This window comes from Psychrobacter piscatorii (genome assembly GCF_001444505.1).
Lineage (GTDB): Bacteria > Pseudomonadota > Gammaproteobacteria > Pseudomonadales > Moraxellaceae > Psychrobacter > Psychrobacter piscatorii_B.
The window spans coordinates 37,456-50,589 of sequence record NZ_LNDJ01000050.1; the positions used below are offsets into that span (position 1 = coordinate 37,456).

The window sequence follows — 13,134 nt, forward strand, 5'->3', positions numbered from 1 at the left end:
TACGAAAATAATCCACATTAAGTTTGACTCTTATAAAGTAAAAAGCAAGAAACATCTTTTCAATACAGATAATTTCTTGCCTGCTCCATCGTCGCAAATGTTTTTAGTACTATGGTGTTATTAGTAGCAGTACTATCAGATCCCATTGCCAATGCTGAAGAAGCATTAGGGAGCTGTATTACTTTTCGCAACCATGTGTACTGACGCTTTGCCAGCTGCCTTGTGGCATATAATGCCTTATTTTGCATTTCCTGACAAGCAAGCGCTTCGGTCTCAGCATAGGACACATCTGGCTGAGCATTTGTGTACACGCCCTCGCCTTCTATCTTATTTATGGCCATTAGGCTTTTAGAGTCTGCGAAGGCTTCATAAAATTGGGCTTTGTCCAAATGGGTTTTATCCAATACTGGATGTTGCGTACGAACGAGATATTCTAATACTTGGCGATAACCCACACAGCGCATCGACGGCATATTAGGGGTCAGCGGGTACTTCTCAAGTAAGCCAACAACCTCTGCCACTAACCCTTCTTTCCACATGATATCAAGGCGCTGTTCGATACGCGCATGTAACCACGGGCGGTCTGGTATCACTGACAATGCATGCCACTGCTGTTCTGGATGATGGGCCAAAGCTTGTTTTGGCTCACGCTGCCAGTCGCTTATGGGCCTATCTGTCTGCAAATAAACCTCAATTGCCCGAGTAATGCGCTGAGTATCCGTCGCATTCAAACGCTGATGGCTAACTGAGTCAACATTGCCAAGATAATCATATAAAGCACTGATACCTTCCTCTTGACGCCATTGTTCTACGCGTGCACGTACGCTGTCATCGCTATCAGGCACTGAAGACAGGCCATCGAGTAGCGCCATGTAGTACATCATAGTGCCGCCTACTAACAGCGGTATCTTTTTGCGCTCATGACACTCATCAATAAGACGTGCTACATCACCAACAAACTCAGCGACGCTATAGCTTTGCATGGGATCAATAATATCAACCAAATGATGCGGATAACGCGTTAACTCATCTGCTGTTGGTTTTGCGGTACCAATATTCATATCGCGGTATATCAGTGCTGAATCCACAGAAATCAGTTCAAAACGGCCTGTATCGTATAATTCATATGCTAATGCTGTTTTTCCGCTAGCAGTTGGTGCCATCAGACACACGACACTATTATCAGGCAGATTAGTAGAGACGCTATCAGACGAATATTGCATAGAATTGCCTTTCTCAATATGTAGTTGGCTAAAATAGTAGTCAGCTTGATATTTATTCGGATGTAGAAGATAACATTAGTGTGACTAAACGATGACTGTCTAAGATTTTGATCGCATTTCTTGTCAGTATATCAGCGAGATCTGCAACAAAAACTGCTGAGTCTTGTGCAGTCATTTGCGAGCTTACTGTTGTAAGCTGTTGATTGATCTCCATAGCACTGTTTGACATTTTATCTTTTTTAAATACCTTATTGCTAAATATAGATGATTCAAATAACTGGCTTACCTTTGACTGCCAGTCTTTAGTACTTATTAATAGACATTGCCCTTGATGATAAAATAAGAGCCAAGGTAGGTTTTTATCAGTTGCGGTTGAATCGATAACAAGAGCCTCTGCATCATTAATAATATCCAAGCAGATTGGTAAGGATGAAACTGTAGGCGCTTCGGATGAACGATACGAAGTATGGCGACTTTGCTGTAACGGCTTATCGACATAAGATGGTGTTGATTCTTTAGCTGGCGACTTATTTGAAAATGATTTGCTTGAAGCAGATTGATATGATTGTCTAGGTTCTTGTACTTGCCTGCTCTGTCTTGTGTGATCTATAGGCATATCATTAGGCAAATGTGTGTCAGACAAATTATCTACAGAGACGTCTTTTTTTGACACTTCTGGATTATCGGGGCTAGCAACCTTTGGCGTAGCATTGACTATTTTCAGCTGTGAACGAATCGTATGGCTTAAGTGAGCCATGATATTGTTTAGCGGACTGATTTTGATACGCTGCTTCGATGGATGCACATTGACATTGAGCCACTGAGTTGGCAACTCAAAATAAAGCGCATACCCCATACCTGCTAGCTGAGCACTCTGAGCAAGTTGACGCATTTGGTTACTGATCAACGCCTCTTTTACCAAGCGACCATTCACATAGATCAGCTTTGGCAAGTCTTTTTGCTCATCAGTCATCGGCCATAACCAGCCACTGATTGCTGCTCGATCAACTGTGCTATCGCCGTACGCTACAGACGACTGCACAAGACTCGATAGATCTATCGATACTGCTAGCGCATTGTCCGTTAATGGCATACCAGTCGCTTGTTCTAAACGCGGCAACGGTAGACGGTTAGCATCATTATCGTTAACGTTTGTAGCATTTGCAGACAATGATAACCGCTTTTTATTGTCATGAAAAAGTGTCAGTGCGACATCAGCTCGCGCCAGTGCGACTTCACGGACGATGGTCTCGATGTGGCCAAATTCAGTGGCAATAGATTTTAAATTACCGCGGCGGGCAGGCACATTGAAATATAAGTCTTTGACTATGATTGTTGTGCCGCGATTATGAACGACTGGTGTTAGCTTTGGGGTATCATCTAACACCCCAGCGACCTGTAGTTGACGGCCTATACCACTCTCATCATGGCTACTCGTCAAGGTCAAACGAGAGACAGCCGCCATCGCTGCCAATGCTTCACCGCGAAAACCGAGCGTCGTAATGCCGTGCAAGTTCGCAACATCAGCGACCTTGCTGGTCGCATGACGCGTAATCGCCATCACCATATCATCAGGATGAATACCCACACCGTTATCCACCACTTCAATCATGCCCATACCACCTTGAGTAATACGTATCTCAATATCGGTGGCACCTGCATCAATAGCATTTTCGAGCAGCTCTTTGACGACCGCTGCTGGACGCGTCACGACCTCACCTGCTGCTAGTTGATTAATGAGCAGCGGCGATAGTTTTTTGATACGGGTATAGGCATGGCTATCTGGCATGGATAAATATCATATTTTAATGAGTTGAGCTGAGATAAGGTTTACATACTGAGAGTCGTTAAATCTATTCCTTGCGCCTGCCCTGCACTCGAGAGACACAGCGTCACTTGCCGCGCTTCCTTATCATCGCTGACACTTTGAGTCATATCGATGAATAACGTAGGCGGCGGAAGATAGCCATCAGCGCGGCTCGCCCATTCAATGATAACGAGCGCTTCAGGCTCATCTAAATACTCATCAAAGCCAATAAAAGACAGCTCTTCTGGATCTTGGAGACGGTATAGGTCTGCATGATAAACTGGCTTAGTCGAGCCATCATTTCGATGAATACTATAAGGCTCAACCAAGGTATACGTTGGGCTTTTTACCGCACCAGTATGACCGAGAGCATGCAACCAGTAACGCGTTAAAGTAGTTTTACCAGCACCCAAATCTCCTGCCAGCCACACACTACCCGTCAGCGGCAATGTCGCTAATTGCTCAGCCAGTGACTGAGTGTCTTGCTCAGAGTTCAGTATCAAAGTTTGCACGATGTCACTGTTTTCTATTGATTGATCATTATGCATCAGTCTGAACCTGCATAGTCACCGTTGGGTTGGTGAAGCTTTCACCGCGAATCAGCTTGGCATACAGATCAGAGTCCGTCCATTCAGCACGAACTTGTTCACTAAATTCAAAATCCTCTAAAACCAGCTTACCCATCTGCTCATTTGCCACATCATCGGCGAAACACTGCGCGTAACCCGTTGCCGTTTCATGGGCAATTACCGAATACACACTGACATCCGCTTCGCCATTTTGCATTTGCGTCTGTCGCAGTATTTCTTGCGCCCAAAAGAAAATCACCCGTGAAAACTGCTCTGCTGACGGAGATACTGGTAGGCTGATCCAACGTGCGCTAAATTTCTTACACGCTGCGACATATTCAGGATCGTCTTTGTTCCAAAAACAAATGGCATGATCAAAGCTGTCGATAATATCTTTGATCGAAGATTTTAGTAGCCCAAAGTCATAAACCATTTGCCCATGGTCTAGACGGGTGGCCTCTAAAATCAGCTCAATCTGATAGCTGTGACCATGGATGGAGTGTTTGCAGCGCTCAGAGCTACAGTTACGAACGATATGAGCATTTTCAAATTTGAATAGTTTACGTATACGCATAATAATTTGACCAAAACAGTGAGCACGATGGTGCTAAATGTTAATAAATAAGAGTTTGCCGCGTTTATGAATCGGTTTATGGCTAATTATAGCAAATCGCCATGTATCCGTAAGTAAGCACTTATGAATACCATGATTAATTGAACGAATCGATTAGCGCATAACTTGGCTAAAACAATGATTTCGCTAAAGGAAAGAAGCAAGAGAACTGAATCGTAGGCGAATTGTGCGAGTACTATCTATTACTAATGCTTAAGCCTATACTCGATTTAGTAAGCGACTATGTTAGTCGTCACCATATTTACCTTAAGTCAGCTCAATTGGCTTAGCAGGTTGTATGCGTTATCTACAAAGGAATTACCATGAGTAAAGGTCAAGACAGTAAAAAGAATATCAAAAAGAAGCCACTTTTGACCGCCAAAGAAAAGAAAGCGGCGAAACAAGCGAAAAAAGACGACAATGGTAGCATCTTAGGTAAACATTAATATCTTTCGTATCAATATGCCGATCTGACCTAGTGGTTTGATTGGCGTTTTTTTGAGTTGGCCACTCGTTTTTTTTAGGCACTGCGCGGCGCAAACATAATAATCGCCATTCCTAATAGTGCAACTACTGAGCCCACTATGTCCCACATGGTTGGTCGTATCCCATTGACCGTCCATAACCATAAAATCGCCATACAAATATATACACCGCCATAGGCCGCATAGACCCTACCTGCAGCAGTCGGATGTAATGACAGCAGCCAGACAAACGCAATCAAACTCAGCGCGCCAGGTATTAATAGCCAGATTGATTTACCTTCTCGCAGCCATAGATAAGGCAAATAACACCCTGCAATCTCAGCCAATGCGGTCAGCGCAAAAAGCCCAACGGTCTTTAATTCTGTCAAACTTACCTACTCCTCAACGGTGATAAATCCAGTCAAATATGGTACGGCATTGCCAGAAATAAGCACTCTATCGTCTGCCACGGTACAGTCAAGCACACCGCCGCGACTAGATGCTTGATAAGCGACTAATTCATTTTTAGCTAAACGCTTCGCCCATAAAGGGGCAAGTCCAGTATGAATCGAACCTGTTACTGGGTCTTCATCACCACCATTTGCTGGCCAAAAGTATCTAGAGACGAAATCATAATCATGATACTTCTCTGAGGTTGCCTGACAAGTTACCACCACATCATAAGGCGCTAGCTGCTTCAACTTCTCATTATCACGCGCGACATTCAACACATCGGATTCAGAATCATAGATGACGAAATACGCTTGAGCATTACGGTAGACTTCAGCAGGCGCAATGGATAGACCTGCTAATAAACTATCAGGAATCTCATCGATTTTTTCAGGCATTCTATTGGGAAAATCCATTTGCATTTTGCCAGAATCCGTTTTTACGACTGTCAAAATACCAACCGCTTTGGCTGAAAAATTAATCGACTGTACGTTTGAATTTTTATTAAACAACACAAAGGCAGCGGCTAAAGTCGCATGACCACAGAAGTCAATTTCGGTCAATGGTGAGAACCAACGAATATGATAAACACCTTTGCCATCAGGAACAATAAAAGCGGTCTCAGACAAGTTATTTTCAGACGCAATAGACTGCATCAAAGCATCATCTAACCATGTATCTGTCACAATAACCGCCGCGGAATTACCTTTGAATAGCGTGTCAGTGAAGGCGTCTATAATATTTATTTCTAGTTGCATGGGATGTTCTCATTTTTATAATTTTTTAAAGATTAATCTTGGTCATCATTATCTTCGGAGAAATCAAAATAAGAAATAGTTGACCAAAACTTAATACTTAGATCAATAGGCAATAGTTTCAGTGATGTTTTACTGTAGCTAACCAGTCTTGGCAACGAGCTAATATACCTAGTTCGCTAATTATCTCAAAAAATCTCGCTATAGCTAGGACAACATAATTACTTTAGCATTTTGACAATATTGAAATAGTATGACACACAAAACCTCAGTAAAATCTATCATAGCAAACAAACCTCTTAGATAACCGCCTATCTAGGCCATACCAACACTTTGATTAGGAAATTAGCGTCATGATGCGTATTGGATTATTTTTATTGACCAACTTGGCTGTGATCGTGGTCTTTAGCATTGTGTTTGGGATACTATCTAGGCTTTTTGGGATTGGAGGTGTATATACGGCAGCTGGGCTAAATTATGTCAGTCTTGCAGTTATGTGCGGTATCTACGGTATGGTCGGCTCAATGATTTCGCTATTTCTGTCGAAATGGATGGCCAAAAAATCCACGGGTACGGTGGTAATAGAATCCGCACGCAACCCAACTGATCAATGGCTGGTCGATACAGTGGCAAAACAAGCGCAAGCGGTAAACATCGGTATGCCTGAGGTTGGTATTTTTAACAATTCGCAGCCAAACGCGTTTGCAACTGGCTGGAATAAGAATAAAGCGCTGGTAGCGGTATCCTCTGGTCTACTACAGAATATGAATCAAGATGAAATCGAAGCGGTACTAGCGCATGAGATTGGCCATGTAGCTAACGGCGATATGGTAACCCTTGCCCTTATTCAAGGTGTGGTCAATGCGTTTGTGATGTTCTTTGCACGTATTGTCGGTAGTTTCGTTGACCGTACTGTGTTTAAAAATACCAGTGATCGCCCAGGTATCGGTTACTTTATCACCAGTATTGTGATGGATATTCTGCTTGGGTTTTTGGCATCTGCCATCGTCATGTGGTTCTCACGCTTACGTGAATTCCGTGCGGATCAAATGGGCGCAAAACTTGCCAGCCGCGAAAAAATGATCAGTGCGCTTGATGCGTTGCGTCCCTCTGCACAGCGACCAGATCAAATGCCTGAGAGTATGAAAGCGTTTGCGATCTCGTCTGGACAATCTCAAGGCTTTAGTATTGCCAACCTGTTCCGCTCACACCCAACATTGGATGACCGTATTGCGGCGTTGAGAGAATATAATCCTAATGAAGGGTGATGAAGAAAACATAATTACGCTGTCATAAAAACGCTTATATAGCAGATCTCTTGCATAAGTCATTGCTAGCCTTTGATACTCCGTTAACGAAGGTCAATAAAACGGTACTTTTGCAAGAGGTCTAGCGTACAGTGTGTATTTCACTACTCTAGCTAATCCAATCTATTTCCATGAGTTTATCGATTTTTTTCCTATACTTTGGCTCTACATAAATAGGAATATATTTCTCCCCTATTTCTTTTGCAATAGCATATCGGTGATGTCCGCCCATTAACATAACCTGTCCCATAAGGTGAGGTTTTACCAGTGGCGGCGATATAGGTCTTTTTTCAGATAAATAGACAATCAAATATGCCGAGCTACTTTTACACCCTACCGTCCACAGCTCGCCTTTATCCCTACGGCTAAAATGACATAGTTTACTATTTAAGGCATGCAACTCTACTTTCCCTAATATAAAACCTTCTGGATAGTGAGTTTTAAAATTTGATTCATTCTCACCATCTAAAGAGAAGCGTTGACCTTCTTTTGATAAGTCCCAATTAAAGGTGATAGGTGGCCAATCTGAAGAATCTGTTTCTATATACTGATTTGCCTCGCTGGATATTCTTGAATGTAGTATCTTTTTAGAACGATAACTTTCTAAAGTTTCACCTGCGTTATCGGCAAAAATATTGTCAATGATCTCATCCATATCCATATTTAATTCCATTTCTCAATGCCAGACGAGCTGTCATAAATTTTGTTCATTATATAGATCAACCTTGAAAATACTCAGCTCTTGATCCTCGTTAGTAGTATTTAATCATCCCATAGAAATAGTGAATCCAGCTCCTCTTTTTTACAATAGACTTCTTGCATAAGTCATCGTCAGCCTTTGTAACTCCGTCAGTGGAAGTCAATGAACTGGTACTTTTGCAAGAGATCTAATACAGTCAAACACAAAAAAGCCTATCTATAAAAGACAGGCTTTTCTAAATTACGCTTACTAATTAAATATCAAACTCAAGCGCTCTGTCACCATTGGCGTCTTGAATACGGGTTGGCAAGCCAATCTTATTGAGTAGATTGATAAATGGCTTAGCATCTAGCTCTTCGACGTTGACCATCTTGCCTGCATCCCATTCGCCATTCGCGACCAGTATCGCAGCAGCAACAGGTGGCACGCCTGCAGTATACGAGATACCTTGGCTACCCACTTCGTTGTAAGCGTCTTTATGATCTGAGACATTATAGATAAACACTTCTGTCTCAACGCCATTGATTTTGCCTTTTACTTTGTCACCGATACAGGTCTTGCCTGTATATTCTGGTGCCAGCGAGCTTGGATCTGGTAGTACTGCCTTCACGACTTTTAGCGGCACCACTTCTTGGCCTTCAGCCGTCATCACTGGCTGCTCAGACAGTAGTCCTAAGCTCTGTAGCACGGTGAATACATTGATATAATGCTCACCAAAGCCCATCCAAAAACGAATGTTTGGTACATCTAGATTGGCTGACAATGAATGCACTTCATCATGACCACTCAGATAGCTGTTCTGCACACCCACAACTGGTAAATCGTCTGTACGTTTGACTTCAAACATTTTGTTAGACTGCCACTTGCTGTCTTGCCAAGAGTAAACTGTCCCTGTGAATTCACGGAAGTTGATCTCTGGGTCAAAGTTAGTCGCAAAGTATTTGCCATGACTGCCCGCATTGATATCAATGATGTCAATATCAGTCACAGATCCTGCATCCATCATATCATAGCCCAAGCGTGCATAAGCATTGACCATACCGGGATCAAAGCCTGCACCTAAAATAGCAGTGACATTATTGTCTGCACAGCGCTGTTTGCGTTGCCACTCGTAGTTGTTGTACCAAGGCGGTGTCTCACAAATCTTGCGTGGATCTTCGTGAATAGCCGTATCTATATATGCCGTGCCTGTTTCAATACAAGCTTCTAGTACGGTCATATTGATAAATGCCGAGCCAACATTAATCAGTATCTGTATTTTTGTGTCTTGTATCAGCTGCACGAGTGCTTGGCTGTCCAAGGCATCGACCTGATGTGTATGCAAGACTGCAGCCTGCTTAAAGCTGTCTTTTTCTTTTACGCTCTGCGCGATGGCATCGCATTTGTCTTTGGTACGTGAGGCGATATGGATCTCGCCAAGCACATCATTATGCATCGCACACTTATGCGCGACCACTTGAGCGACACCACCTGCTCCGATGATAAGTACGTCTTTTTTGTTAGATTTGGCTTGTTGGTTTGTGTTCAATGAACAATCCTCCTTTGTGTCCCTGTCGATACCATTGATTGCGGCTATGCAAAACAGAAACGAGTGAATGATATGCGTGAATTAAAAAGGAAGACCGAGGAAAACCCACGCACCCGTCGGGCAGATAATACTCCATTATTTGCCCGACGCGATTATAACAATTTTTATTCCCTTATCGGTAAAAAATATGTATAAAAAGTAGAGATATTAAAATGCATACTAGTACAGGTTAAGCCTTTGTTTTTTAAACATTAAAATACAAAACCCGACAATAACATAGTCTTAAAAATTAAGGCTTAAGATAGGCTGGCTTTATATTCCTCATAGTCGAACTCACGCTGGATATCGGTACTGCCGTCCAAACGACGAATCACAATCGCTGGCATATTAACCCCATTGAACCAGTTTTTCTTGACCATCGTATAACCTGCCGCATTACCAAAGGCAATCTTATCGCCTATCTGAAGATTACTCGGTAATGCATACTCACCAAAGATATCACCTGCCAAGCAAGAACGACCATAAATAATGGTATGGTCTGCTGACTCAGCATTGGCTTCAGACGGCGCAGCTTCTGCTGGATTGCCAGTAGGTGCAATATTGCCAGCAGTATTATTGATCGCGGCAATCGGTGCGGACTCACGATAGATAAGCAAGTCGAGCATATGTGCTTCAATCGAAGCGTCGACGACGGCGAGATTTTTTTGATTGTGCATGGTGTCTAACACTGTCGTCACCAACGTGCCCGCGCCATGGATGCTTGCCTCACCTGGCTCAAGATAAACTTGCACGCCATAGGTCTCACTAAATACTTTTAATCTGTCAGCCAGTTTTTCTAATGGATAATCAGGCGCGATAAAATGAATGCCGCCGCCTAAGCTTACCCATTCAAGTTGCTGCAAAATATCGCCAAATCTAGATTCGATATCTGCCAAACTTTCACTAAAGGCTTCAAAACTGTCATTCTCGCAGTTGTTATGAATCATAACGCCTGTAATATCGCTAAGTACCGCTGCGATTTTATCTTTATCGTGCTCACCAAGGCGGCTAAATGGACGTGCAGGATCAGCAATCAAAAATGATGAGTTGCTGGTTTTTGGATTTAATCGTAAGCCTACTGGAACACCTTGCGCTGCCGCTTGATTTTTAAAAGCAGTTAGCTGTGAGATTGAGTTAAATATAATCTTATCAGCATAACTGAGTACTTCAGGAATTTCATCTGCACTATAGGCGACGCTATAAGCGTGGGTTTCTTTTTTATCGCTGCTACTGGCATCAGCGTTATTACCAAAGGTCTCATAGCCCAATCTCACTTCGTTAAGTGAAGACGAAGTCGTGCCATGCAGATACGGCTGCATCACATCAAACACACCCCACGTAGCAAAGCATTTGAGTGCCAATAATGCCTTGGCACCAGACAGCTCACATAGCCTAGCGATAATTTTCATATTAGCAACGATGGCCGCTTCATCAAGCATGTAGTATGGCGTTGGTGGCAATGTCGCGTTGATAGAATTCTCTAGATTTTTTGCATTCATAATAGGTTACCTAATAGACACTCTGCTGTTGGTATCTTGACAGACAGATATAAATATTTGCGCTATAGTAGACTAAATTCATCATAATTAGAATATCTTATGGCACTCTCAACCGATTATTCCACCTCTGCCAGTCGATCCCATGCCTCTCAACTGGATCCAAAACATATAGACTTGACGCACCTCTACCCGGATGCGCGTGCAGTATTGGATTTTTGGTTTAATAAAGATAATGAAGCGTGTTGGTTTGAACAAAACGATCGTTTTGATCAGCAGATAAAGGACAAGTTTGGTGACATTTGGCAGGCAGCAAAGCAAGGTGAATGCGTTAATTGGCGCCTCGCAGAATCTTCTCTAGATGGCAATAGTTCAATAACAGCGCTAGCAGGGCGACTGGCAGAAATCATTGTCTTAGATCAGTTTTCACGAAACCTGTGTCGCGAACAAGCCTGTGCTTTTGCCCAAGACGGTATGGCATTAGTTTTAGCACAAGAAGCCACTCAGCAGCTCTATTTTGACACTTTACCGATGCAATGGCGTAAGTTTATGATTATCCCATTTATGCACTCTGAATCTGCCTTAATTCATGAGCGCTATTTGCCATTATTTGAACAGTTGGATGATGCCACTACGCTAGATTTTGAATATCGTCATAAAGAAATTATTGATCAATTTGGGCGTTACCCACATCGTAATGAGGTACTAGGGCGCAAATCAACTGAGGATGAAAAAGCCTTTTTACAACAGCCAAATTCTTCATTTTAAAGTAAATTTTATCCAGTCTGCTTACTTTGTCACATTCTTATAGTGTCTTTATATAAAACAAAAGGACTGAACCAGTTATCTGGTTCAGTCCTTTTGTTTGTACAATTGATTAAACGGTTTAACTAATAATTTACCTTACCAGTCGTAAAAGTGAATGACTTACTTTCTAAGTTTTTATTATCCACTAGAATATCAAAGCTTACTTGATACTTTGTATTGCCATACAGACCACATTGCTGGCTTTGATTTGCCGCGCGATTAACTTCGCAGCTCTTTAGTGCATCTGTTAATGGCAAAATAAATGCCTCATTCGCTGGTAATGCGTAGTTGGTGTTCACATACGGATCGTTATCAAAGTCGATCAATTGAATCGGTACATTAGTATTTCGCTGAGTATCTCGGAACTTGATGTTGCTGACTTTGATTTTGTTCGCTGATGGCATACTCACATAAACAGGCTGTCCGATAGGATCGGTACGTAAATCGCGACCTGTGCCTTTAACAGGGTTTGGCGACTCATTATACAGAGCAGTTACTGTATCAGTCACACCTTGACAGGGATAAGTAAAAACACCTGACGCGGTTGTATCTTTGGTCGCTTGTGTCGCTGAGGCATGGCTAACCAAGACATAACCTTGGTTAAGAGCTGGATTTTTGGCATCAGGTTTATATAAAACCATGCCTGAGCCAACAACGCTTGAGGTGGGTAGCATCAATGAACGCAAATGATAGGGTGCTGCCAACAACGACTTGGCCATTGATGTTGCCACCACATCCGTTTTCAGAAAGCTTCCTGCTGAATTGAAGTAGACAGATTGAGCAATATTTTCTGTGGCACCATATTGTGCGTTGCTGTATTTTGCGTTTAATAAGCGATTTGAGAAATCTAATCCACCGAAGAATGGGTTATTGCTACCTGTCACACTAGCAATATCGCTGATTTTATTTTCGACATGGGCATTAAAACTGGTCGGCGTGCTATCAGCAAAGACGTATTTGATATAGTTTGCGTGCTTAATCGCAATATCATCAAGCGCGGTATCAACAGATAAGCCACTTAAGCCACAGCTGGTTCTTGCCAAACTAAACTGATTATTAGCACTTAAGGCAGCTTGCGGATTGTTCTCAGTTGGCGCATTGCTTTCATTAATAGGATTACTTATCGCTTGGCTCACTATCTTGCTCATCAGGCGACGCTGTAATCGGCTCTGAAGTGATTGGCTCTGATACGAGCTCTTCTTGTGTTTCGCTCTGTGGATTATTGGATGTAGAACCATTATCAGAGTCGCCACCACCGCAGGCCGTTAAAAATACCGCCAAGAAAAGCACTACAGCAAGGTTCTTTTGAGGGGGATGAGCCAGCATTTCTTATCCTATAAAATAGTAATATATAGTCAGTTCAAAATAAAAGTGTT

General features: G+C 42.5%; 14 protein-coding genes. 3 read left to right on the forward strand and 11 right to left on the reverse strand.

Going from position 1 to position 13,134, the window contains the following annotated elements; translation table 11 throughout:
* Nucleotides 1–59 precede the first annotated feature (59 nt).
* Genes miaA through AS194_RS03435 form a run of 4 tightly spaced genes read right to left on the reverse strand, consistent with a single transcriptional unit; the run spans nucleotide 60 to nucleotide 4,173 of the window.
* Nucleotides 60–1,223 carry a tRNA (adenosine(37)-N6)-dimethylallyltransferase MiaA gene (gene miaA, locus AS194_RS03420; protein WP_058024073.1) on the reverse strand — a complete coding sequence of 388 codons (1,164 nt, stop codon included), beginning with the start codon at nucleotides 1,221–1,223 and terminating at the stop codon, nucleotides 60–62.
* A gap of 52 nt (nucleotides 1,224–1,275) precedes the next feature.
* Entirely contained in the window at nucleotides 1,276–3,012 is a 1,737-nt protein-coding gene (gene mutL, locus AS194_RS03425) for a DNA mismatch repair endonuclease MutL (RefSeq protein WP_058024074.1), read from the reverse strand.
* A gap of 41 nt (nucleotides 3,013–3,053) precedes the next feature.
* Nucleotides 3,054–3,578 (reverse strand): tRNA (adenosine(37)-N6)-threonylcarbamoyltransferase complex ATPase subunit type 1 TsaE, encoded by a 525-nt coding sequence (tsaE, locus tag AS194_RS03430; RefSeq protein WP_058024075.1) that lies wholly within the window; start codon nucleotides 3,576–3,578, stop codon nucleotides 3,054–3,056.
* Nucleotides 3,571–4,173, reverse strand: a complete 603-nt coding sequence (locus AS194_RS03435; protein ID WP_058024076.1) for a 6-pyruvoyl trahydropterin synthase family protein — start codon at nucleotides 4,171–4,173, stop codon at nucleotides 3,571–3,573. Before AS194_RS03435 ends, tsaE begins: the two co-directional genes overlap by 8 nt.
* Before the next feature lie 362 nt (nucleotides 4,174–4,535).
* Here AS194_RS03435 and AS194_RS14010 point away from each other — a divergent pair, with 362 nt between their 5' ends.
* Nucleotides 4,536–4,658, forward strand: coding sequence for a hypothetical protein (locus AS194_RS14010; RefSeq protein ID WP_264753426.1), 123 nt, complete (start codon nucleotides 4,536–4,538; stop codon nucleotides 4,656–4,658).
* A gap of 74 nt (nucleotides 4,659–4,732) precedes the next feature.
* On the opposite strand, the gene AS194_RS13610 is transcribed toward AS194_RS14010, so the two are convergent.
* Nucleotides 4,733–5,065 (reverse strand): YnfA family protein, encoded by a 333-nt coding sequence (locus AS194_RS13610; RefSeq protein WP_058024077.1) that lies wholly within the window; start codon nucleotides 5,063–5,065, stop codon nucleotides 4,733–4,735.
* 6 nt (nucleotides 5,066–5,071) lie between these two features.
* On the reverse strand, nucleotides 5,072–5,884 hold the full coding sequence (locus tag AS194_RS03445; RefSeq protein WP_058024078.1) for a PhzF family phenazine biosynthesis protein: 813 nt from the start codon (nucleotides 5,882–5,884) through the stop codon (nucleotides 5,072–5,074).
* A 350-nt stretch (nucleotides 5,885–6,234) separates the two neighbouring features.
* Between AS194_RS03445 and htpX the strand changes: the two genes are divergently transcribed.
* Nucleotides 6,235–7,149 carry a protease HtpX gene (htpX, locus tag AS194_RS03450; RefSeq protein WP_058024079.1) on the forward strand — a complete coding sequence of 305 codons (915 nt, stop codon included), beginning with the start codon at nucleotides 6,235–6,237 and terminating at the stop codon, nucleotides 7,147–7,149.
* A 148-nt stretch (nucleotides 7,150–7,297) separates the two neighbouring features.
* Here the strand turns inward: htpX and AS194_RS03455 are convergent, their stop codons facing one another.
* From AS194_RS03455 to AS194_RS03465, 3 genes are all read right to left on the reverse strand, one after another.
* Nucleotides 7,298–7,849: a ParB N-terminal domain-containing protein gene (locus AS194_RS03455; protein ID WP_058024080.1), complete on the reverse strand. Its 552-nt coding sequence runs from the start codon at nucleotides 7,847–7,849 to the stop codon at nucleotides 7,298–7,300.
* Nucleotides 7,850–8,141: 292 nt separating this feature from the next.
* Entirely contained in the window at nucleotides 8,142–9,416 is a 1,275-nt protein-coding gene (locus AS194_RS03460) for a saccharopine dehydrogenase family protein (RefSeq protein WP_058024081.1), read from the reverse strand.
* A gap of 296 nt (nucleotides 9,417–9,712) precedes the next feature.
* On the reverse strand, nucleotides 9,713–10,954 hold the full coding sequence (locus AS194_RS03465; RefSeq protein WP_058024082.1) for a carboxynorspermidine decarboxylase: 1,242 nt from the start codon (nucleotides 10,952–10,954) through the stop codon (nucleotides 9,713–9,715).
* A 99-nt stretch (nucleotides 10,955–11,053) separates the two neighbouring features.
* Here AS194_RS03465 and AS194_RS03470 point away from each other — a divergent pair, with 99 nt between their 5' ends.
* Nucleotides 11,054–11,719 carry a DUF924 family protein gene (locus AS194_RS03470; RefSeq protein ID WP_062946403.1) on the forward strand — a complete coding sequence of 222 codons (666 nt, stop codon included), beginning with the start codon at nucleotides 11,054–11,056 and terminating at the stop codon, nucleotides 11,717–11,719.
* 122 nt (nucleotides 11,720–11,841) lie between these two features.
* Here the strand turns inward: AS194_RS03470 and AS194_RS03475 are convergent, their stop codons facing one another.
* Both AS194_RS03475 and AS194_RS13880 read right to left on the reverse strand, forming a co-directional pair.
* The gene (locus AS194_RS03475) at nucleotides 11,842–12,906 is read right to left on the reverse strand and encodes a CAP domain-containing protein (RefSeq protein ID WP_227511566.1); all 1,065 of its coding nucleotides are present in this window, start codon (nucleotides 12,904–12,906) and stop codon (nucleotides 11,842–11,844) included.
* Nucleotides 12,875–13,084 carry a hypothetical protein gene (locus AS194_RS13880; RefSeq protein WP_227511567.1) on the reverse strand — a complete coding sequence of 70 codons (210 nt, stop codon included), beginning with the start codon at nucleotides 13,082–13,084 and terminating at the stop codon, nucleotides 12,875–12,877. Before AS194_RS13880 ends, AS194_RS03475 begins: the two co-directional genes overlap by 32 nt.
* Nucleotides 13,085–13,134: the final 50 nt, after the last annotated feature.